Source organism: Actinomadura rifamycini DSM 43936, assembly GCF_000425065.1.
Classification (GTDB): domain Bacteria; phylum Actinomycetota; class Actinomycetes; order Streptosporangiales; family Streptosporangiaceae; genus Spirillospora; species Spirillospora rifamycini.
Window position 1 is genome coordinate 105,597 of sequence record NZ_AULB01000015.1, and the last position, 20,810, is coordinate 126,406.

The following is a 20,810-nucleotide window of genomic DNA, read 5'->3' on the forward strand; positions in this document are numbered from 1 at the left end:
GCGCGCGACCGGGGCGAAACTGGTGCATCGTGAAGATCGATCTGAAGTTCACCGGGATCCTGGTGGCCGGGGCGGTCGCCACCAGCGCGCTCGTCGTGCTCGCCACCGGATCCGGCGACGACCCGGAGGACGTCCCGTCCGGCGGTGACGTCGTGGCGGGGCCGTCGGCGGACGTGCCCGCCCCGAACGGGACGGGCCCCGCCGGCGCGGGCGGCGGGGCGGGCGCGGGCGAGCCGGGCGGCGCGCAGCGGTTCCCGCTGCCCACCTCGACCGAGCGGATCTCCTGCCCGGAGCCGACCGTCACCGTGACGGACGCCGTCAAGCTGCAGGAAGCGCTCAACGTCGCCGAGCCGGGGACCGTCATCCAGTTGGCCCCCGGCACGTTCCGGGGGCGGTTCCTGAGCCAGAAGTCCGGCGCGCGGGACCGGCCGATCTTCGTGTGCGGGACGCCGGAGTCGGTCCTGGACGGCGGCGGCACCGGCGAGGGGTACGGCTTCCACCTCCAGGACGCGGCGCACTGGCGGCTGATCGGCTTCACGTTGCAGAACAGCCAGAAGGGCGTCATGTTCGACGGGACGGAAGCGTCGGTCGTCCAGGAACTGACGATCCGCAACATCGGGGACGAGGCCGTCCATCTGCGGCGGTTCAGCACGGGCAACTCCGTGCAGTACAACTCCATATCGCGCACGGGCCGCGAGAACCCCCGCTTCGGCGAGGGCGTCTACCTCGGCTCGTCCCACAACAACTGGGGCACGCTGACCGGCGGGCAGCCGGACCGCAGCGACAACAACCTCGTCGCCGGCAACAAGATCAGGTCCACCGCCGAGGCGGTGGACGTCAAGGAGGGCACGTCCGGCGGGCGCATCGCGGGGAACGCGTTCGACGGGACGGAGCTGTCCGGCGGGTTCAACGACTCGTGGGTCGACGTCAAGGGCAACGGCTACGTCGTCGAGGACAACCGCGGCGCGAAGACCGGCGCCGACGGGTTCCAGACGCACGAGGAGTACAAGGGCTGGGGCACGCGGAACGTCTTCCGCCGCAACGTGATCGCCCTCGGGGACGCCAAGGGCGTGGGCATCAGGCTCGACTCGGCCGGCAACGCGGTCGCCTGCGACAACAGGGTCTCGGGCGGCGAACTGCTCAACACGGGGCAGTGCTCCTGACACAGGGGGCAGTGCCAGCGACACGGGGAAGCGCTCTTAGGGGCTCTACCGTCACCATCATCGAGAAGGAGAAGTGCCATGAACCAGGCGGAGGCCCCGAGGCTCACCGTCATCGGGACCGGTTACCTCGGTGCGACGCACGCCATCTGCATGGCGGTGCTGGGCTTCGAGGTGCTCGGCGTGGACGTCGACGAGCGCAAGATCGGCAAACTCGCGGCCGGCGAGGTCCCCTTCTTCGAGCCCGGCCTGCCGGAGCTGCTCACCAAGGCGCTCGAGTCGGGCCGGCTGCGCTTCACCACCTCGTTCGAGGAGGCGGGCGAGTTCGGCGACGTGCACTTCGTCTGCGTCGGGACCCCGCAGCAGCCCGGTTCGGACGCGGCCGACCTCACCTACGTCGACGCGGCCGTGCGGAGCCTCGCCCCGCACCTGCACCGCCGCGCGCTGGTCGTCGGCAAGTCGACCGTCCCGGTCGGGACCGCGAAGCGGCTCACGGGCATCGTGCACGAGCTGGCGCCCGCCGGGACCGAGGTCGAGCTGGCGTGGAACCCCGAGTTCCTCCGCGAGGGCTTCGCCGTGGACGACACGATGCGCCCCGACCGGCTCGTGTTCGGCGTAGCGTCCGACTGGGCCCACGAGCGGCTGGAGGCGGCGTTCCGCCCGGTCCTCGACCTCGGCACCCCGGTCGTGCGCACCGACCTCGCCACGGCCGAGCTGGTGAAGGTCGCGGCGAACTCGTTCCTCGCCACCAAGATCTCCTACATCAACGCGATGGCGGAGGTCTGCGAGGCCGTCGGCGCCGACATCAAGGACCTCGCCGACTCGCTCGCCCTCGACGACCGCATCGGCGGCAAGTTCCTCAAGCCGGGCCTCGGCTTCGGCGGCGGCTGCCTGCCGAAGGACATCCGCGCGTTCGCGCACCGCGCCGAGGAGATCGGCGTCGGGCAGGCGGTGTCGTTCCTGCGCGAGGTCGACGACATCAACCGCCGCCGCCGCGCCCGCACCGTCGACCTCGTCCGGGAGATGCTCGGCGGGATCTCCGGCAAGCGCATCGCGGCGTGGGGCGCGGCGTTCAAGCCGAACTCCGACGACATCCGGGACGCCCCCGCCCTGGACGTCGCCCGCACCATGCACGGGCTCGGCGGGCACGTGCGCGTGTTCGACCCGGCCGCGCTCGACAACGCGCGCCGCGCGTTCCCCGAGCTGCGCTACGGCGAGAGCGCGTTCGACGTCGCCAAGGACGCCGACGTCGTCGTGCTGCTCACCGAGTGGTCCGACTTCCGCGAGGTCGACCCCGACGCGCTCGCCGAGGTCGTCCGGCACAAGCGGATCGTCGACGGCCGGCACGCCCTCGACGCCGACCGCTGGCGCGCCGCGGGCTGGGAGTACCGGGCGCTCGGCAGGAGCTGAGCCGGCCGGGCCGGTGGTCCCGCCGGTGATGCTGCCCACCGGCGGGAACACCGGGGCGGGGCGGGCCGTTGGACGGGGACGAGGGCCCGGCGGGACGCACGTCCGGCCCCTCCCGGACGAGGTGCGCCGTACCCGGTAGGACAAGACGACGCGGACCGCAGCCGTCTCGTCCACGGGAGCAGAACATGGCTTGGATCCTCGTCATCGTCGCCGGCCTCTTCGAAGTGGCCATGGCCCTGTGCCTGAAGGCCAGCAAGGGCTTCACCGAGCCGTGGCCGTCCGTCGGCTTCCTCGTCTTCGCCGTGACCAGTTTCGGTCTCCTCAACATGGCGCTCCGCACGCTCGACGTCGGGACGGCGTACGCCGTCTGGGTCGGGATCGGCGCCGTCGGCACCGCCGCGCTCGGCATGCTGCTGATGGGCGACCAGGTGTCCGCGTTGAAGATCGGGGCGCTGACCTGCATCATCGTCGGCGTCATCGGCCTCAACCTGGCGGGCGGGGGCCACTGAGCGACCCCAGCCGGGGCGCTGTCCGGCGGCCGTCCGGACGGCGCCCCGGCCGCTCTTCCCGCAGGGTGGAACGCGAACCCCGACATGTGCGTCTATGTGTCGAGAGCGCCAGGGGGCGTTCGGCACCACCACGGGAGGAAGAACCTTGGTCTTCAAGAAGCTCCGCCAGGCCATGGGCATCGGCGGCCCCCAGATCGAGACGACCCTGCAGGACCCGAACACCCAGCCGGGCGGCGTCGTCCGCGGCGAGGTCACGCTGATCGGAGGCCAGCACGACTCCGACATCAAGTCGCTGAACCTGGCGCTGCGCAGCCGGGTCGAGGTCGAGTCGGGCGACTCGGAGCACGTCACGAACCTCGAGTACGCGAAGGTGTCGCTCGCCGGGGGCTTCGAGCTGGACGACGGCTCGCGCCACACCATCCCCTTCGAGTTCGCCATCCCGTGGGAGGCGCCCCTGACGCACATGTACGGGCGCCCGCTGGTCGGCACCACCGTCGGCCTCGCCACCGAGCTGGAGGTCGCCGGCGCGATCGACCCGGGCGACCTCGACCCGATCGCGGTGCATCCGCTGCCCGCGCAGGCGCGCATCCTGGAGGCGTTCGGCAACCTCGGCTTCCGCTTCCGCAACGCCGACTGCGAGCGGGGCCGCATCTACGGCGTCAACCAGACGCTGCCGTTCTACCAGGAGATCGAGTTCACCCCGCCGCCGCAGTACGCGGGCGGCATCAAGCAGCTCGAGGTGACGTTCGTCTCCTACCCGACCTCCATGGACGTCGTCCTGGAGCTCGACAAGCGCGGCGGCATCTTCACCGAGGGCCACGACTCGTTCAGCCGCTTCAAGGTCGACTACGCGACCGTCGGCAACACCGACTGGGAGTCCCAGCTGAACGGCTTCCTCCAGGACGCGGGCCGCCGGAAGGGCTTCTTCTAGCCGCCGCCCGCCCCCGCCGTGCCGCCGATCCCCTCCCCGACCTTGATCGTGGAGGGGATCGCCGCGTAGAAAGGGTTCCCGTGACCCCGCCCCCCGGCTTGACCCACGCGGAGGAACGCCTGTGGGCCGCGTTCCCCTCCGGCACGACCGTCGTCCTCGGCGACGACCTCCCCGAGGGCCCGCTGCCCGACCGGACCGTCCGCGCGGACGTCCTCACCCGGCTGCTGCTCGGGGCCTGCGAGCCCCGGCCCGGCGCCGTCGCGGCCCTGCGGCTGCGCGGCGCCTACATCATCGGGCGCCTGGACGTGTCGGGCGGCACGGTCGGGCACGAGCTGCGCCTCGAACGCTGCCGGCTCGTCGAGGAGCCCGACTTCTCCAACGCCGACACCCGCCAGCTCCGGTTCGCCGAATGCCGGATGCCCGGCTTCGACGGCGGCGGGCTGCGCGCGGACGGCTACCTCAGCCTGTCCGGGTCGACGATCGAGGGGCAGGTGCGGCTGCCGCGCGCCCAGCTGTCCGGCGGGTTCCGCATGAACGGGACGCGCATCACCGCCGACGACCCCGCCAAGTGGGCGCTGTTCAGCGGCGGGCTCGTCGTGGAGGTCGGCACGTTCATCCGCGACGCCGAGATCACCGGCGGCGTCCGGTTCGTCGGGGCCCGCATGAACGGCGGGCTGTTCATGGAGCGGACCGTCCTGTCCAACCCGGGGCGCATCGCCCTGGACGCGCAGAACATGGTCGTCGAGGACGCCGCCGAGTTCAGCGCCGGGTTCCGGGCCGTCGGGACCGTCCGGCTCCGCAACGCCCGCTTCAACGGCATCCTCTCCTTCTCGCGGGGGACCCTCGACTCGGGCGACCCGGAGCGCATGTCGCTGCACGCGTCCCATATGTACGCCGACGAGCTGCTGCTCCTGCCGTCCGAGCGGATCAAGGGCAGGGTCAGCCTGTCGTACTCGCGGATCGGCGTCCTCTACGACCTCCCGCAGTGGTGGCCGGACGAGATGCTGCTCAACGGGCTCGTCTACGAGACGCTGCGCGGCGCCGGGTTCAAGGAGCGCCTCGACTGGGTGTCCCGCGACCCGGACTTCCACCTCCAGCCGTACGAGCAGCTCGCCGCCTGGTACCACGGCACCGGCGCCGACGACCTCGCCCGCAAGGTGCAGCTCGCCAAGCTGCGCGCGCGCCGCCGCAAGCTGCACGTCGTCGGCCGCGCCTGGAACCACCTGCTGGACTGGACGGTCGGCTACGGGTACCGCCCGTGGCTCGCGTTCGCGTGGTTCGCGTTCCTCCTCGCCGTCGGCACCACGGTGTTCTCGAACGAGAAGCCGCACGCCATCCGGCCCCCGGACGAGCTGCCCGACTTCCACGCGCTCGTCTACTCCCTCGACCTCCTCATCCCCCTCGACACGTTCGGGCAGCAGCTCGCCTACGACGCGGTCGGCTGGTCCCGGTGGGTCGCCTACCTGCTCGTCGCGACCGGCTGGGTGCTGGCCACCGCGCTGATCGCCGGGGCCACGCGCGTCCTGCGGCCCAACTGACGCCCGGCACAATGGGGTGCCATGGGCACGTATCTGATCACGGGGGCGACCGGCGGAATCGGCACGGCGGTCGCGGAACTGCTTCGGGGCCGCGGGCACGACCTCGTCCTGACCGGCCGCTCCGCCGACCGCCTCGAGGCGCTCACCGCCGCGCTGCGGACCGGCGCCCATGCCAACACCCAGGTCTTCTCGCCGCACGAGGCGGCGGCGCAGAGCCCCGGCGCGTCGATCACCACGGTCCCGCTCGACCTCGCCGAACCCCGCAGGCTGGAGGCGTCGCTGGCGCCCGCGCACGTCCCCGGACGGCTGGACGGCCTGATCCACGCGGCCGGGACCGTGCGGCTGTCGCCCGTCGCCGACCTCGACGTCGACACCTGGCTGGAGCACCTGTCGACGAACCTGGTGTCCGCGGCGGAGCTGACGCGCCTGCTGCTGCCGGCGCTGCGCGCCGCGCGGGGGCACGTCGTCTTCGTCAACTCGACCGCCGGGCTGCGCGCCAACCCCGACTGGGCCGCGTACGCGGCGAGCAAGTACGGGATGCGCGCGCTGGCCGACTCGCTGCGCGCCGAGGAGCCGTCGCTGCGCGTCACGACGGTGTTCCCGGGGCGCACCGCGACCGGCATGCAGCAGCGGGTGCGCGCGCAGGAGGGCCGCCCCTACGACGCGGACGAGTTCGCCTCCCCGGCGACGGTCGCCCGCGTCCTCGTCGCGGCCCTCGAGACGCCCCGCGACGCGGTGGTGTCCGAGGTCACGGTGCGTCCCCGGTAGGGCCCTCGCCCGGCCGGGCCGGACGGCGCCCGCCGCGGCCGGGCAGCAGCCCGCGGTCGCCGGCCGCGACCGCGGCGGCCGTCCGGTCGGACACGCCGAGCTTGGCGAAGATCCGCACCAGGTGGGTCTTCACGGTGGCCTGGCTGAGGAACAGCGCGGCGGCGACCTCGCGGTTGCTGGCGCCTTCGGCGACGAGCGACAGCACCTCGACCTCCCGCTCGCTCAGCGCGCCCGCCGGGGGCCGCGCCGGCGCCCGGACCCGGTCGATGAGCCGGGCCGCCGCCGTCGGGGCCAGCACGCTCCGCCCGCGGGCGGCCGCCCGCAGCCCGCGGAACAGCTCCTCGCGCGGCGAGTCCTTCAGCAGGTAGCCGACCGCGCCCGCGTCGATCGCCGGGACGACGTCGGCCGCCCCGTCGTAGGTGGTGAGCACCAGGACCCGCGTCCGCGGCGCCGCCGCGGCGAGCCGCGCGATCAGCTCGGCGCCGTCCGGGCCGGGCATCCGCAGGTCGCTCAGCACGACGTCGGGGCGCGCCCGCGCGACGACGGCGAGCGCCTCCGCCCCGTCCGCGGCCTCCCCCACCACCTCGATGTCGGGCCGCCCGCCGAGGATGGCGAGCAGCCCCGCGCGGACCACCGGGTGGTCGTCGACGACGACCACCCGGACGACGTCCGGCCCGCCGGGTCCGTCCGGGTCGGTCACTCCCGCTCCCCCTCCTCCTGTTCGGGCCGCAGCGCCGGGACGGTCACGCTCAGCGCCGTGCCGCGCCCCGGCGCCGACTCGACGGTCAGCGTCCCGGCGACGCGGGTGACGCGGTGCCGCATCGCCGACAGGCCGAACCCGCCGTGCCCGGACGGCCCGGGCGGCGCGTCCGGGTCGAAGCCGACGCCGTCGTCGAGCACGTCGAGCGCGACCACGTCGTCCATGAACGACAGCGTGACGCGGACCCGCCGGGCCCGCGCGTGCCGCGCCACGTTCGCCAGCGCCTCCTGCGCCGCGCGCAGGATCGTCTCCTCGGCGTCCGGGCGCAGCCGCACCGGGGTGCCGGTGGCGGTCACGGTGGCGCGGGCGCCGTTGTCGGCCGCCCAGCGCTCCGCCACCACCCCGATCGTCTCCGCCAGCGTGCCGCCGTCCAGCGGGGCGGGCCGCAGTGCCAGCATCCAGCGGCGCGCCTCGGCGAGGTTCTCCCGGGCGGTGCGGCGCGCGACGCCGACGTGGCCGTGGGCGGGGTGGCCCGGCGGGACGTGCCCGTCCGCGGCCTCGAGGTGGGTGAGGATCCCGGCGAGCCCCTGGGCGAGGGTGTCGTGCAGTTCCCGCGCCATGCGGGTGCGCTCGGTGAGGACGCCCGCCTCCCTGGCGCGGTCCAGCAGCCGCTCCTGGAGCCCCTCGTTGTGCCGGGCGAGCTCGGACAGGCGCGCGTGGGCGGCGGCGAGCTCGTCGTACGCCAGGCGGCGGCGGCGCGCCTCCGACTCCACGGCCCGCAGGGCCCCGCCCACCGCGCAGACCAGGACGGTGCTGCCGCAGGCCGTCGCGAGCGGCCCCGGCGACGCCCACCAGTCCGCGGCGAGCGCGGACGGCAGGGCGAGCGCCGCGCTCGTGGCCAGCACGCCCGCGTAGGCCGACCGGCCCGGCAGGGTCACGAACGCGGTCGGGTAGCAGGCGGCCAGCAGGACGACGTAGACGGGCTCGCGCACGTACAGCACCCACGCGAGGCCGAGCTGCACGGTGAAGTACAGCGCCATCGGCGCGGCGCGGCGCTCCGGCCACTGCGGATGCGCCGTCACCATCCACCAGTGCCAGCCCGCGACCAGCGCCGACAGGCCCAGCGTCAGTGCCAGCGCCGGCGGCGCCGGCCGCTGCAGGACGGTGATCAGCGCCGCGACCGCCGCCGCCGGGTAGGGCGCCAGCAGCCAGCCGCGGTCCCACCGGCTCTGCGGGCTGCGATCGGCGCGGGCGTCCACCTGTTCCCTCGTTCCGGAGCGCGGTTCGGTTCCGCCTGCAGTATCGCCGCCCCGCACGGCCGCCGGGGCGCCGCGCGGCGCGATTCAACCGGTTGAATCCGCGATGGCCCGTTCGGCGGATACGCCGCCGCGCCGGCCGCGTCCAGACTCGCCGCCATGACCGACACGAGACCGCACGCCCGGCCGGCCCCCGCGCCGCCCGCCCCCACGCCCGAACCGGAACGGTCGCTCGCACCCGACCTGGCGCGCGGTGCGGCGCTCCTCGGCATCGCCCTCGCCAACTCCGTCTACTACGTGGACGCCGCCGAGTACGGGGCGCGCTCCCGCCCGCTCGGCGGCTCGCCCGCGGACCAGGCGGCGGACCTGCTGCTCGTGGCGCTGGTGGACGCCCGGTGGCTGCCGCTGTTCGCGGCCCTGTTCGGCTACGGCGCCATGCGGACGGTGGGGCGCGCGGGCGCGCGGGGAGTGCTGCGGCGGCGGAGCCTGTGGCTCGCCGTGTTCGGGCTGCTGCACGTGCTGCTGCTCTTCGGCGGCGACATCCTCGCGATCTACGGCCTCCTCGGCTTCGGGCTCGTCTTCGCGGTGCGGGCCGGCGACCGGTTCCTGCTGGGCGCGGCGGGCGCCGTCCTGGTCGCCGCCGTGCCGCTGGGCGCCGTCGTGGGCCTGCCGCCGGTCGGCGGCGCCGTCCGCAACGGCGTCCCGTCGCTGCTGGCCGACGGGCCGTGGGACGCGCTCGTCCTGCGGGTCGCCGCGTGGCCGCTCGACTTCCTCCTGCTCGCGCCGTCCTCGCTCGCGCCGATGCTGCTCGGGATCTGGGTCGCGCGGCGCGGCGTCCTCGACGAGCCGCACCGGCACCGGCGCGCGCTGCGCCGCACCGCCCTGGCCGGGATCCCGCTCGGCGCGGCGGGCGGCCTCCCCCTCGCGCTCATCGCCGCCGAACTGTGGGACACCGGCGCCGCGGCGACGTTCGGGGCCTCGCTGCTGCACGTCCTCACCGGTTTCGCCGGGGCGGCGGGCGCCGGTGCCGCGTTCGCCCTCGCGGCGTCCCGGCCCGGCGGACGGCGCGGCCCGGCCGTGCGGGCGCTCGCCGCGACCGGGCGCCGCTCGCTGTCGTGCTACCTCGCCCAGTCGGTCGTGTTCGTCGCGCTGTTCGCACCGTACGCGGGCGGCCTCGGGGACGGCGTCGGGACCGCCGCGATGGCCGGCGCCGCCGCCGCGACCTGGCTGGCGACCGTGGCCGCCGCCGGCCTCGCGGCCCGGCGCGGGCGCCGCGGCCCGGCCGAGACGGCCCTGCGCCGCCTCGTCTACCGGCCCGCCCCCGCGGTCACGGCACGTCCGCGATGGCGCGCTTGTCCGGACGGCGCCGCAGCGCCCACGCCCCGAGCACGCCGCCGATCAGCCCGAACAGGTGCCCCTGCCACGAGACGGCCGGGTCGCTCGGGATGACGCCGAACAGCATCGTCCCGTAGACGGCGACGACGCCGACGGCGATCGCGACGTCGACGAGCCGGCGCTCGAACAGCCCGCGCCCCAGCAGGTACCCGAAGAACCCGAAGATCAGGATGCTGGAGCCGAGGGTGTTCGCCGAGCTGGTGAACCACACGCCGAGCCCGCCGACCACGATCACGATCAGGCTCGCGGCGAGGAACTTCGCGATCCCCCGCGTCGCGGCGATGAACCCGAGGATCAGGAACGGCACCGTGTTGGCGATCAGGTGCCCGAACCCGGCGTGCATGAACGGCGCGGTGAAGATGTCCGGCAGGTCGTCGACGTTCCAGGGGTCGATCCCGAACCGGTCGAACCACCCGTTCGCCACGTAGTCGACGGTCTCCAGCACCCACATCACCGCGGTGACGGACAGCACCAGGACGGCCGACCCGAGCGCGCGCGCCCCGTGCTTGGCGAGGCCGCCGGAGCGATGCCGCTGGGCCGGGCCCTCGGCGGGCCGGTCGGGTGGAAAGCTCATGTAAGCCACCGTAAGGTCGAGAACCCGTCATCAGGTCAACGATCGGTACCCGCGAACGGTTTCCACCCGCCCCTCGGTGCAAGAAGTCACTTACGCCATAGTGGGCGGATGCGTGCGATGGTCTGCGAGGAACTCGGTTCGCTCGCCCTCAAGGAGATGCCGGACCCCGAGCCGGCGGACGGCCAGGTGGCGATCGCGGTGGAGGCGGCGGGCGTCAACTACGTGGACGCCCTGTTCGTCCAGGGCCGGTACCAGATCAAGCCGCCGCTGCCGTTCGTCCCGGGCAGCGAGGTCGCGGGGACGCTGCCGTCCGGGGAGCGGGTGCTGGCGATGTGCGGGCTCGGCGGGTTCGCGTCGCGCGCGGTCGTGCCGGAGGCGTCGGCGGTGCCGATCCCGGACGCGCTCGGCGCCGCGGAGGCGGCGACGTTCACCCAGAGCCACTGCACGGCGCTGTTCGGGCTGCGCGACCGGGCGGGGCTGCGGGCGGGCGAGACGGTGCTGGTGCTGGGCGCCGGCGGCGGGACGGGCCTCGCGGCGGTGCGGGTCGCGACGGCGCTCGGGGCGCGGGTGCTGGCGGCGGCGTCGTCCGGTCCGAAGCGGGACGCGGCGGTCGCGGCGGGCGCGGAGGCGGCGATCGACCTGGCGGACGTGAAGGCCGGGGCGCGCGGCTGGTCGGAGGGCGGCGTGGACGTCGTGTACGACCCGGTGGGCGGCGCGCTGGCCGATCCGGCGCTGCGGGCGCTGCGCGAGGGCGGACGGCACGTGGTGATCGGCTTCGCGTCGGGGGACATCCCGTCGCTGCCGCTCAACCAGGTGCTGCTGCGGAACCGGACGGTCGTCGGCGTCGACTGGGGCGCGTGGTCGATGGCGCACCCGCTGGAGCAGCGGGCCCTGCTGGACGAGCTGCTGGCCCTGGTCGCGCAGGGGGCGCTGGTGCCGGAGGCGGCGCGGACGGAGCCGCTGTCGGCGGCGCCGCGGGTCCTGGACGACCTGCTCGGCCGCCGGATCGTGGGGAAGGTCGCGCTCGTCCCCTGATCGGGCCGGTGATCACACCGGTGATCAGGACAGGTGGTACTTCATGCCCATGTGGGACGGGCGGAAGCCCATCTTCTGGTAGAAGCGGATGGCGTCGGGGCGCTGCCGGTCGGTGGTGAGCTGCACCAGCCGGCAGCCCCGGGCGCGGGCCCGGTCGACGGCCCGGTCGATGAGGGCCTGGCCGACGCCGTGGCCGCGCTGGTCGGACGCGACGCGGACGCCCTCGATCTGGGCGCGCTCGCCGCCGCCGTAGGTGAGGCCCGGGATGAAGGTGAGCTGGAGCGTGCCGATGACCTCGCCGCCGCGCTCGGCGACGACGACCGTGTTGTTCGCGTCCTTCTCGATGGCGGCGAACGCGGTGTAGTAAGCCTCTGGGACGTCGTCGCCCGGTGTTTCGCGGGTCGCGCCGAGGGGATCGTCGGCCAGAAGCCGGACGATCTGCGGCAGATCGGCCGCCGTCGCCTCGCGGAAGGTCACTTCTTGATCACGCTGCACACCGACCAGGTTATCCGAGCGCTAAGTTGCAGTGTTCCCGCAACGACTTGTAGTACTACGAGTTGTAGTACTACGTTGGGTGGAAGACACCGTCACCTCGACCCGCCAAGCCGGCGGCGTGCCGCACCGCCGCAGGGAGAAGACATGCACAGCAACGACAACGAGGAACACTGGACCGACCACGCGATCTGCCGCGGCGCCGACCCCGACCTGTTCTTCCCGATCGGCTACTCGGCGGAGGTGCTGCGGGAGCAGGAGCTGGCCGCGAAGCAGATCTGCGGCAACTGCCCCGTGCAGGTCGACTGCCTGACCTGGGCGCTGCGCGTCGGCGAGCCCGACGGGATCTGGGGCGGGACGACCCCGGAGGAGCGCCGCTACCTGCGCCGCACCTCCGAGGCCCCCGCGCGCCGGCCGCTGCCGGTCATCGTCGTCCGCGGCGACGCCTCGACGTCCGAGCACGCCTCCGCGGCCTGACCGGCCCGGCCTGATCAGGCCGTCGTCTCCGGGACGGCGGCGTCCTCGGCGGCTCCGGCGGCCCGGCGGCGCTCGTCGCGGTGCCGCCGGACGGAGTACGCGAGGGCGGCCGCCCAGACGGCGTAGAGGACGGCGTAGACGGAGTACCGGACGGGCGCGGCGGCGTCGATCCAGTCGCTGTTCAGCAGCGTCCGGGAGTTCGTGAGGATGATCAGGCCGCCGACGGCCGCGCCGAGGACGGCCGGCGGCAGGTGCCGCACCAGCCAGGCCGCGATCGGCGCGGCGATCAGCCCGCCGAGCAGCAGCGCGGCGGCCCAGCCCGCGTTGACCCCGGCGGTGCCGAGCCCGGTCAGGAAGCCGAGGCTCGCGGCGACCGCGACGAGGAACTCGCTGGTGTCGATGGTCCCGATGACCTTGCGGGGCTCCATCCGCCCGGACGCGAGCAGCGCGGGCGTGCCGACCGGGCCCCAGCCCCCGCCGCCGGACGCGTCCACGAAGCCGGCCACGACGCCGAGCGGGGCGAGGAAGCGGCGGCGCAGCGGCTTGCCCAGGTTCGCCGTGGACGGGCCGCGTCGGGTGAAGCGGACGAGCACGTAGACGCCGAGCGACAGCAGGATCAGCGACATCACCGGGGCGGCGGCCTCGGTGGACAGCCAGGACAGGAACGTCGCGCCGGCGAACGCGCCCACGGCGCCGGGGATGCCGACCTTGGCGACGACCTTCCAGTCGACGTTGCCGAACCGCCAGTGCGCGGCGCCGGACGCCAGCGTCGTCCCGATCTCGGACAGGTGCACGGTGGCCGAGGCGGCCGCCGGGCTCGTGCCCGCCGCGAGGAGCAGCGTCGTCGACGTCACCCCGTAGGCCATTCCCAGGCTCCCGTCCACCAGCTGGGCGCCGAGTCCCACCAGTGCGAGCACCACGAACGAGCGCATGGCCACCTTCCCTACATGTTAGGTCGGAATAGAGGCCATTAAGCCACCGAAGGATGTCCCAGGTCAACCGGACTTATCGGTGAGCTTCGCCTGCCCGCGCGCCGCTCAGCCGAGCGCGTCCACGAAGCGCCCGGCCTCCTCGGCCGTCATCCCCGTCTCCGCCCGGACGAGCGCGACGGCCGACGCGCGGTCGTCCGCGTCGACGAACTCGCGCGCCCGGTCCGCCACGGTGCCCGCGCCGCCCGCGGTCGCGCGGCCGCGCCGCCAGCCGGCCTGCAGCGCCTTCACGAAGTCCTTGCCCTCGCTCCGCCCGAGGCCGCCCGCCTCCCGGACGAGCTTCACCGCGTCCTTCGCCCGCCCCTCCGCCAGCAGCGCGCGGGCCTTCTCCTCGGCCTCGACGGGGACCTGCGCGCCGACCCACTCCAGCCGCATCCCGTCGATGTACGCCTTGGCGTCCACGAGGTCCATCCCGGTGGCCTTGCGCACCTCGGCGACGGCCTTGATCACCTGCCCCTTGGAGAGCAGCTCCACCACGCGGGTCCCGACCTCCGGCGGCACGTACGGCTGCTGGACGGACATCGCACTCCCTCTCCGATGAAATCGGACCGTTCCGACTCTAGTCGGACGCTCAGGAGTCGCCGAACGCTCCCAGCGCCGTCATCAGGCCCACCCCGTCCGACACCACCCAGTACTCGGCGAGCAGCCCGTCCGCGACGCGGAAGATGTCGTGCCCGACGAACGACACGCGCGTCCCGGGCGACGCCGTCGCGCCGGGCACGCCGCCCTGGTACGTCCCGTGGAACGTCCACCGCGCCGCGACCGTGTCGCCGCCCACCACGGGCCCGACGTCCAGGGTGTTCACGATGTCGGAGAACAGGTGGCGCGAGTGCCGGATCTGGTCGGCGGCCTCCCTCCGCCCGCGCACCTGCATCGCGGGCCAGTGCCCCACGAAGTCCGCCGCCATGATCTCGTCGAGGACGCCGTAGTCGCCCGCCCACGCGTCGAACAGCCACCGCCGGTAAAGTTCGTCCGCATCCATGGCCCCATTGTTCGCACGCGTCCCCCGTCCGTGCCAAGGGGCGACGGGCCCCCGGCGGCGGCGAAGGGCCGCGCGGGCCGCGTCCACCGGCGTTCTACCGCTGCTCAACTTCCCGTGAAATGCTGGTCACGTGGGCTTTACCTCGGCGTAGAGGGGACGCACCGTGGCCGACCGGCACTTGGAGATCGAGCAGAAGTACGACGCGGAGGCGGGGTTCGTGCTCCCGCCGCTGGACGGTCTTCCGGGGGTGTCGGCGGCCGCGGAGCCGCGCGTCCACGAGCTGCACGCGACCTACTTCGACACCGCCGACCTGCGGCTGGCGGCGCACGGGATCACGCTGCGGCGCCGCCGCGGCGGCGACGACTCCGGCTGGCACCTGAAGGTCCCGGCGGGGCCGGACGGCAAGCAGGAGCACCGCGCGCCGCTGGGCCGCCCGCGCGCCGTCCCGGCGCGGCTCGCCGGGCTGGTCGCCGTCCACACGCGCGGCGCGGAGCTGGCGCCCGTCGCGACGCTGGAGACCCGCCGGACGGTCGTGGTCCTGCGGGACGCGGACGGCGCGGCCCTCGCCGAGGTCGCCGACGACCTGGTGTCGGCGTACCGCGAGGAGGGCGACGAGCCGCGCCGGTGGCGGGAGATCGAGGTGGAGCTCGGCGGCGGCGGGCCGGAGCTGCTGAAGGCGGCGGGCAAGCGGCTCCGCAAGGCGGGCGCGCGGCGGGCGAAGTCGGCGTCGAAGCTGGGCCGGCTGCTCGGCGCGGACGTCCCGGCGGCGCCCGGCGCCGACGCGCGCGCCGCGACGCGGGCGCGGCTGCGGGAGCTGACCGCCAACGGGAAGCTGCCGACGGTGACGGCGGGCGACGCGGTCATGGGGTACCTGGCGGCGCAGCTGGAGAGCCTGATCGGGTACGACCCGCGGGCGCGGCTGGGCGAGGACGACGCCGTCCACCGGATGCGGGTCGCGACGCGGCGGCTGCGCAGCACGATGCAGGCGTACCGGCCGGTGCTCGACCCGGCCCGGACCGAGCCGGTGCAGGCGGAGCTGCGGTGGCTCGCGGCGGTGCTGGGCGAGGTCCGCGACCTGGAGGTGCTGCGCATGCGGTTCGCGGACGGCCCCCCGTACCTGCTGGACGACCTGGCCCGGCGGGAGCGCGGCGCGTACCGGCGGCTGAACCTGGCGCTGAAGGAGCCGCGGTACTTCGCGCTGCTCGACGCGCTCGACGGGCTGATCGCCGTCCCGCCGCTGGGCGGGCGCGCGGACCGCAAGGCCCGCAAGGAGCTGCCGGTGCTGGTGTCGCGGGTGTGGGAGCGGATGGCGCGCCAGTACCGGACGATCGCGACCGCCGAGGACCCGGACGTCGCGCGGCACGAGACCCGCAAGGCCGCCAAGCGCGCGCGCTACGCGGCGGAGCTGGCGACGCCCGTGCTGGGCGCGGCGGCGAAGCGCGCCGCGAAGGACGCCAAGCGCATCCAGGAGGTGCTCGGCGAGCACCAGGACGGCGTGCTCGCCATGGAGCGGCTCCGGACCTACCGGGGCCGCGCCCGGACGCCGCAGGACGCGTTCGCGCTCGGCGTCCTGTACGGGCGGGAGGAGTGCCGCGCGGAGACCGCCCGCGACCGGCTCGCCGTGACCTGGTCGCGCACCCTGGGGCCGTCCTTCTAGGGGCGTCCTTCCAGGGAGCGTCTAGGGGGCGTGCCGCTCCAGGGCGGGCATGGCGTCCCCGGCGATGTGCGCGACCCAGAACTCGCCCTTGGCCAGGCACGGGTCGTCGGGGACCTTCTCGCCGAGTTCCCGGCACAGCCCGGTCACCAGCTCCTCGACGATCTCGCCGTGCGTGCAGACGAGCGCGGGGGCGCCCTCCGCGACGAGTTCGAGGAGCCGCTCGACGGCCTGCCCGGGCCCCGTCTCCCCGACGGTGAACGCGCCGTCCGTCGTGACGGGCGCGCGGGTGCGGCGGGCGTGCGGCAGGACGGTCTCGACGCAGCGGGCCGTCGCGGAGCTGACCAGCCGGGCGGGCCCGAACGCGTCCAGCAGCGGCGACAGCCGGGCCGCCTCCGCGCGCCCCCGCGCGTCGAGGGGGCGCAGCTCGTCGGCGTCCCGCCAGTCCGCCTTCGGGTGGGCGGCGGCGTGCCGCAGGACCACCAGCGGACGGGTGGCGGGCGGGCCCGCGAGGAACTCCTCCAGCAGCTCGGCGTCGTGCCGGTAGGACAGCCGGGCGGCGGCCCGCTCGGCGGGCAGCCATTCGAGCCGGTCGACCTCCTCGTTCGGGACGAACGCCGCGTCGGCGACCGGCCGCGCCGCCCACCAGTCGACCCGCTTCGCCCGGCCCCCCACCCGGTAGGTGCTCGTCGGGAGGCGGCGGCCGAGCCGCGGCACGATGCCGGTCTCCTCCTCGACCTCCCGGACGGCGGCGCGCAGCACGTGCTCGCCCGGGTCGACCTTCCCCTTCGGGAGCGACCAGTCGTCGTAGCGGGGGCGGTGGACGACGGCGAACTCGGGGCCGTCCCGCCAGAGGAGGGCCCCGGCGGCATGGATGGTCCGGGAGTCGCCGGTGTCCGTGCTCATGGTGTCCGTGCCCGTGTCCGTGATGTCGGTGTCCGTGATGTCGGTGTCCGTGATGTCGGTGTCTGTGATGTCCGTGTCCGTGCTCTTGGTGTCACCGGCCTCAGCCATCGACCGTCCTCCAGCGGCGGCTCCGTACCAGATGCGTCTGGATGTCCTGCAAGGTCCCGCCCGGCGGGGGCGTGTTGCGCGTCCAGGTGCCGTCGCCGTCCAGGCACCAGGCGTGCGCTCCTTCGTCCATGGCCATGTCGATGAGCTCGATCAGCCGGTCGCGCTGCGCCCGGTCGGTGACGGTGACGAGCGCCTCGACGCGGCGGTCGAGGTTGCGGTGCATGAGGTCGGCGCTGCCGATCCACACCTCGGGGTCGCCGCCGTTCTCGAACGCGAAGACACGCGAGTGCTCCAGGAAGCGGCCGAGGACGCTGCGGACCCGGATCGTCTCCGACAGCCCCGTCCTCGCGGGGCACCAGGGGCAGCGGCTCCTGGAGACGCTGGACGCGGTGCTGGAGCACGAGAGGTGGGGTGACGAGATCTTCACCACGGTGTGCATGCTGGCGATCTCGCCGGACCGCCGCACGGCGCGCGTCCACCGGGCCGGGCACCCGCGCCCGCTGCTGTTCGGCCCGGACGGCGTCCGCGCGCTCCCGGAGGAGCCGCGCGGCCCCGCGCTGGGGCTGCTGCCCGGCCTGGAGTGGCCCGCGCAGGACGTCGAGCTCGGGGACGCCTGGGGGCTCATGCTCTACACCGACGGGCTGATCGAGGGCTGCGTCGGGGACGGCGGCGAACGGCTCGACCTCGAAGGGCTGCTGGAGCTGGCGGCCGCCGCGCACGCGCGCGGCGAGCGCGGCGAAGCGCTGATCGCGGGACTGGCCGCCGAGGCCGAGCGGCTGAACGGCGACGTCCTGTCCGACGACCTCGCGGTGCTGCTGCTCAGCCGCGGAGAGCTGTGACCGGCCTGCCGGCGCCCCGCCCGGACGACGGCACGACGGCGGACGCCCCCAAGAACGCCCCAACGAACGACACGACCGAGGACGGCACCACGAAGAACGGCACCGGGAACGACGCGACCACCGCAGACACCACCGAATCCGCCGACGCCGCGGCGGGCGGCGACGAGCGGGCCGCCGAGGCGCGGACGTCCGAGGGCTTCGGCCCCCCGGTCGTCCTGCCCGAGGCCGAGTACCCGGAGCCGCACGGGCTGAGCCGGGTGAGCCTGCGCAACCTGTACCGGACGGGCTCGCTGGTCCTCGCGCTCCTGCTGGCGGGCGCGTTCGCCCTGGCCGGGGCGGCGCTCTACCAGAACGACGGGGCCCGCGAGGAGCTCGTCCGCCAGGTGTCGCAGGCGACCCTCGAGCAGTTCGAGGTCACGTCGTCGCTGAACGCGCAGGACACCGCGATCCGGTCGTTCGCGAAGGACGGCGGCGCCGAGGCGCTCGCCGAGTTCCGCGCGGCGGTCGAGCGGGAGACCGCGGCGGCGGCCCGGATGCGGCGGCTGCTGGCCGGGGTGTCGGGCGGCGAGGAGGTCGTGGCGCTCCTGGACCGGACCGAGGCGGACGCCGCGGCGTGGCGGGCCGCGTTCGCCGAGCCGATGATCGCCCGCGGGGCGGGGACCGGGCTGACGGAGGAGCAGGACGACCGCGGCCGGCGGCTGTACGACACCGTCCGCGGCGGCGTCCAGCGGCTGCAGGGCGCCATCACGACCCTGCACGAGGACGCCGCCGACCGGCTGGAGGCCCGCGGCCGCGCGACGCTGTGGGGGACGGGCTTCGCGCTCGGGCTCGTGGCCGCGGCGGTCATCGCGATGGCGGTGCTGATCCGGCGGACGGTGCTGAAGCCCGTGTCGTCCATGACCGACCGGGTCCGCGCGGTGGCGCAGGGGGACTTCGCGCACCCGCTGGACGTGTCGGGCCCGGCGGAGCTGCACGAGCTCGCCGCGATCATCGACGCGATGCGGCGGCGCATCATCGACGAGTGGGGCGCCAGCGTCCGGGCGGCGGGGCAGCTCACCGAGCAGGCCGAGGAGCTGCGCCGCTCGAACGCCGAGCTGGAGCAGTTCGCGTACGTGGCGAGCCACGACCTCCAGGAGCCGCTGCGGAAGGTCGCGAGCTTCTGCCAGATGATCGAGCGCCGGTACGGGGACCAGCTCGACGACCGGGGCCGCCAGTACATCGAGTTCGCGGTGGACGGCGCGAAGCGCATGCAGGCCCTCATCAACGACCTGCTGCAGTTCTCGCGGGTGGGCCGGATGTCGCGGATCGAGGACGCGGTCGACCTGAACGAGGTGGCCCGGCAGGCGGTGTCGAACCTGGACGCGCTGATCGAGGAGACGGGCGCGACCGTGGACGTCGGCGAGCTGCCGGCCGTCCCCGGGGACCGCAGCCAGCTCACGCAGCTGTTCCAGAACCTCGTCGGGAACGCGATCAAGTTCCGCCGCGAGGGCGTGGCGCCGCGCGTCGCCCTCGGCGCCGCCCGCCGGGACGGCGAGTGGGAGTTCCACTGCTCCGACAACGGCATCGGCATCGAACCCCGGTACGCCGACCGCATCTTCCTCATCTTCCAGCGGCTGCACCAGCGCGACGAGTACTCCGGCACCGGCATCGGCCTGGCGCTGTGCAAGAAGATCGTGGAATACCACGGCGGCCGCATCTGGCTGGCCGCAGAAGAACCCGACACAGAAGAACCCGACACAGAAGAAACGGATACGGAAGAACCGGCCGGAGCGGAGCGGGGCGACGGCGAGACCGGCACCGACGCCGGCACGGACGCCGACACCGCGCCCGGTTCCGGCACCACGTTCCGCTGGACCCTTCCCGAGAGAGAGACCGATGACCGACGGCATGACTGACGGACCCCGCCCCATCGAGGTGCTGCTGGTCGAGGACGATCCCGGGGACGTCCTGCTCACCACGGAGGCGTTCGAGCACAACAAGGTGCAGAACTTCCTGCACGTGGTCGAGGACGGCGAGAAGGCGATGGCGTTCCTGCGCCGCGAGGGCGAGTACGCCGGCAAGCCGCGCCCCGACCTGGTCCTGCTCGACCTGAACCTGCCGCGCAAGGACGGCCGCGAGGTGCTGAGCGAGATCAAGGACGACGAGGAGCTGCGCAGCATCCCGGTCGTGGTGCTGACGACGTCCGAGGCCGACGAGGACATCCTGCGCAGCTACCGCCTGCACGCCAACGCCTACGTGACCAAGCCGGTCGACTTCGAGCGGTTCGTGTCGGTCGTCCGGCAGATCGACGACTTCTTCGTGTCGGTCGTCAAGCTCCCCCGCTGACGCCCCGCCCGGCCCGCCCGGCGCGGGCCGCGGCGGCGGCGGCCGGACGACCTCGGTGAATCCGCCGGGGCGGGAGCTGGCTCTCGCGATCGTCCGCCGGGCGCCTACAGTGGAGTACATGGTCGGCACGCCGGGTGATGGGGCCGCAGAGGAAGCGGCCGCCCTCGATGACGCCGCGGCCGTGCTCATGACCGTGTGGTCACGTGCGCACAACGCCCCGGACGTCCCGATTCCGGCGACGCAGCTGCGCGCGCTGCTCGCCCTGGAGGAGCGCCCGCTGAACGTCAGCAGCCTGGCCGAGCGGCTCGGCGCGCTGGTGTCGTCGGCGAGCCGGCTGTGCGACCGGCTGGAGGCGTCCGGGCTGCTGATGCGCGACCCCGGCCGGGACCGGCGGGAGGTCACGGTGCGGCTCACCGCGGACGGCCTCGACCTGCTCGACCGGCTGCGCCTGCGGCGCCGCGAGGAGCTGGCGCGGGTGCTGGCGTCGATGCCGACGTCCGCGCGGACGGCGCTGCTGTGGGGGCTGGCGGAGTTCCACGAGGCGGCGTCGAAGGCCGGGCCGGACGGCTCGTTCTCGCTGCCCGCCTGACCCCGGGACGCCCGCCTGACCCCGGGACGACCACCTTGCCCGCCCTTGCCCGCGGCATCCCCCGCACTCCTCGCGATGCCCGCGTTTCTCCCTTAGCCGCATTGCCTCCGACAAACCAGAAATAGGCGCATCAATGCGAGCGGAATAGCCGCCCCCGGCGTGGCATTTTCCGA

General features: G+C 74.4%; 22 protein-coding genes, 1 pseudogene and 1 riboswitch. Of the genes and pseudogenes, 14 read left to right on the top strand and 9 right to left on the bottom strand.

Annotation, left to right across the window (positions count from 1 at the left end; translation table 11 throughout):
* Positions 1-29: 29 nt before the first annotated feature.
* The 6 genes from H505_RS0115650 to H505_RS0115675 all read left to right on the top strand — a co-directional run bounded on the left by H505_RS0115650 (position 30) and on the right by H505_RS0115675 (position 6,316).
* Positions 30-1,163: a right-handed parallel beta-helix repeat-containing protein gene (locus tag H505_RS0115650; protein WP_157433011.1), complete on the top strand. Its 1,134-nt coding sequence runs from the start codon at positions 30-32 to the stop codon at positions 1,161-1,163.
* Between the two features lie 78 nt (positions 1,164-1,241).
* Entirely contained in the window at positions 1,242-2,570 is a 1,329-nt protein-coding gene (locus tag H505_RS0115655; RefSeq protein WP_026402760.1) for a UDP-glucose dehydrogenase family protein, read from the top strand.
* An 86-nt stretch (positions 2,571-2,656) separates the two neighbouring features.
* Positions 2,657-2,725: riboswitch (guanidine-III (ykkC-III) riboswitch) on the top strand.
* Positions 2,726-2,755: 30 nt separating this feature from the next.
* Positions 2,756-3,079 (top strand): DMT family transporter, encoded by a 324-nt coding sequence (locus H505_RS0115660; protein ID WP_026402761.1) that lies wholly within the window; start codon positions 2,756-2,758, stop codon positions 3,077-3,079.
* A gap of 145 nt (positions 3,080-3,224) precedes the next feature.
* Complete coding sequence (locus H505_RS0115665; protein WP_026402762.1) at positions 3,225-4,010, top strand: sporulation protein; 786 nt, start codon at positions 3,225-3,227, stop codon at positions 4,008-4,010.
* An 80-nt stretch (positions 4,011-4,090) separates the two neighbouring features.
* A complete protein-coding gene (locus H505_RS0115670) occupies positions 4,091-5,548 on the top strand; it encodes a hypothetical protein (protein WP_034518057.1) in 1,458 nt (485 codons plus the stop codon).
* Positions 5,549-5,569: 21 nt separating this feature from the next.
* On the top strand, positions 5,570-6,316 hold the full coding sequence (locus H505_RS0115675; RefSeq protein ID WP_026402764.1) for an SDR family oxidoreductase: 747 nt from the start codon (positions 5,570-5,572) through the stop codon (positions 6,314-6,316).
* On the opposite strand, the gene H505_RS42075 is transcribed toward H505_RS0115675, so the two are convergent.
* Positions 6,297-7,016 (bottom strand): response regulator, encoded by a 720-nt coding sequence (locus H505_RS42075; protein ID WP_051300728.1) that lies wholly within the window; start codon positions 7,014-7,016, stop codon positions 6,297-6,299. The two genes, H505_RS0115675 and H505_RS42075, sit on opposite strands and share 20 nt — an antisense overlap.
* Positions 7,013-8,275 (bottom strand): sensor histidine kinase, encoded by a 1,263-nt coding sequence (locus H505_RS52385; protein ID WP_051300729.1) that lies wholly within the window; start codon positions 8,273-8,275, stop codon positions 7,013-7,015. The genes H505_RS42075 and H505_RS52385 overlap by 4 nt, the downstream gene beginning before the upstream one ends.
* 798 nt (positions 8,276-9,073) lie before the next feature.
* Between H505_RS52385 and H505_RS51660 the strand changes: the two are divergent.
* Positions 9,074-9,574, top strand: a pseudogene (locus H505_RS51660) (DUF418 domain-containing protein); the annotation flags it as partial.
* A 25-nt stretch (positions 9,575-9,599) separates the two neighbouring features.
* Here the strand turns inward: H505_RS51660 and H505_RS51665 are convergent.
* Entirely contained in the window at positions 9,600-10,241 is a 642-nt protein-coding gene (locus H505_RS51665) for a rhomboid family intramembrane serine protease (RefSeq protein WP_034518060.1), read from the bottom strand.
* 108 nt (positions 10,242-10,349) lie between these two features.
* Between H505_RS51665 and H505_RS0115700 the strand changes: the two genes are divergently transcribed.
* Positions 10,350-11,276 (top strand): NADPH:quinone oxidoreductase family protein, encoded by a 927-nt coding sequence (locus tag H505_RS0115700; protein ID WP_026402765.1) that lies wholly within the window; start codon positions 10,350-10,352, stop codon positions 11,274-11,276.
* A 24-nt stretch (positions 11,277-11,300) separates the two neighbouring features.
* On the opposite strand, the gene H505_RS0115705 is transcribed toward H505_RS0115700, so the two are convergent.
* Positions 11,301-11,753, bottom strand: coding sequence for a GNAT family N-acetyltransferase (locus H505_RS0115705; RefSeq protein ID WP_026402766.1), 453 nt, complete (start codon positions 11,751-11,753; stop codon positions 11,301-11,303).
* Between the two features lie 162 nt (positions 11,754-11,915).
* On the opposite strand from H505_RS0115705, the gene H505_RS0115710 reads away from it, so the two are divergent.
* Positions 11,916-12,245, top strand: a complete 330-nt coding sequence (locus tag H505_RS0115710; RefSeq protein WP_026402767.1) for a WhiB family transcriptional regulator — start codon at positions 11,916-11,918, stop codon at positions 12,243-12,245.
* Between the two features lie 14 nt (positions 12,246-12,259).
* Here H505_RS0115710 and H505_RS0115715 read toward each other — a convergent pair whose 3' ends face one another.
* The 3 genes from H505_RS0115715 to H505_RS0115725 form a co-directional block, all read right to left on the bottom strand.
* On the bottom strand, positions 12,260-13,177 hold the full coding sequence (locus H505_RS0115715) for a sulfite exporter TauE/SafE family protein (protein ID WP_026402768.1): 918 nt from the start codon (positions 13,175-13,177) through the stop codon (positions 12,260-12,262).
* 105 nt (positions 13,178-13,282) lie between these two features.
* Positions 13,283-13,756: a hypothetical protein gene (locus tag H505_RS0115720; protein WP_051300730.1), complete on the bottom strand. Its 474-nt coding sequence runs from the start codon at positions 13,754-13,756 to the stop codon at positions 13,283-13,285.
* A gap of 49 nt (positions 13,757-13,805) precedes the next feature.
* A complete protein-coding gene (locus H505_RS0115725; protein WP_026402770.1) occupies positions 13,806-14,216 on the bottom strand; it encodes an ester cyclase in 411 nt (136 codons plus the stop codon).
* A gap of 163 nt (positions 14,217-14,379) precedes the next feature.
* Here H505_RS0115725 and H505_RS0115730 point away from each other — a divergent pair, with 163 nt between their 5' ends.
* Positions 14,380-15,873, top strand: coding sequence for a CYTH and CHAD domain-containing protein (locus H505_RS0115730; RefSeq protein ID WP_026402771.1), 1,494 nt, complete (start codon positions 14,380-14,382; stop codon positions 15,871-15,873).
* Positions 15,874-15,894: 21 nt separating this feature from the next.
* Here H505_RS0115730 and H505_RS0115735 read toward each other — a convergent pair whose 3' ends face one another.
* Positions 15,895-16,884 (bottom strand): NUDIX hydrolase, encoded by a 990-nt coding sequence (locus H505_RS0115735; RefSeq protein ID WP_245592532.1) that lies wholly within the window; start codon positions 16,882-16,884, stop codon positions 15,895-15,897.
* The gene (locus H505_RS0115740; protein ID WP_425248254.1) at positions 16,877-17,221 is read right to left on the bottom strand and encodes a hypothetical protein; all 345 of its coding nucleotides are present in this window, start codon (positions 17,219-17,221) and stop codon (positions 16,877-16,879) included. The genes H505_RS0115735 and H505_RS0115740 overlap by 8 nt, the downstream gene beginning before the upstream one ends.
* Here H505_RS0115740 and H505_RS42095 point away from each other — a divergent pair.
* From H505_RS42095 to H505_RS0115760, 4 genes are all read left to right on the top strand, one after another.
* On the top strand, positions 17,106-17,723 hold the full coding sequence (locus H505_RS42095; RefSeq protein ID WP_157433012.1) for a PP2C family protein-serine/threonine phosphatase: 618 nt from the start codon (positions 17,106-17,108) through the stop codon (positions 17,721-17,723). The two genes, H505_RS0115740 and H505_RS42095, sit on opposite strands and share 116 nt — an antisense overlap.
* A complete protein-coding gene (locus H505_RS42100; protein ID WP_064743643.1) occupies positions 17,720-19,618 on the top strand; it encodes a sensor histidine kinase in 1,899 nt (632 codons plus the stop codon). Before H505_RS42095 ends, H505_RS42100 begins: the two co-directional genes overlap by 4 nt.
* Entirely contained in the window at positions 19,611-20,048 is a 438-nt protein-coding gene (locus H505_RS0115755) for a response regulator (RefSeq protein WP_125617381.1), read from the top strand. The genes H505_RS42100 and H505_RS0115755 overlap by 8 nt, the downstream gene beginning before the upstream one ends.
* A gap of 118 nt (positions 20,049-20,166) precedes the next feature.
* Positions 20,167-20,637, top strand: coding sequence for a MarR family transcriptional regulator (locus H505_RS0115760; protein ID WP_026402775.1), 471 nt, complete (start codon positions 20,167-20,169; stop codon positions 20,635-20,637).
* The last annotated feature ends 173 nt before the right edge of the window (positions 20,638-20,810 follow it).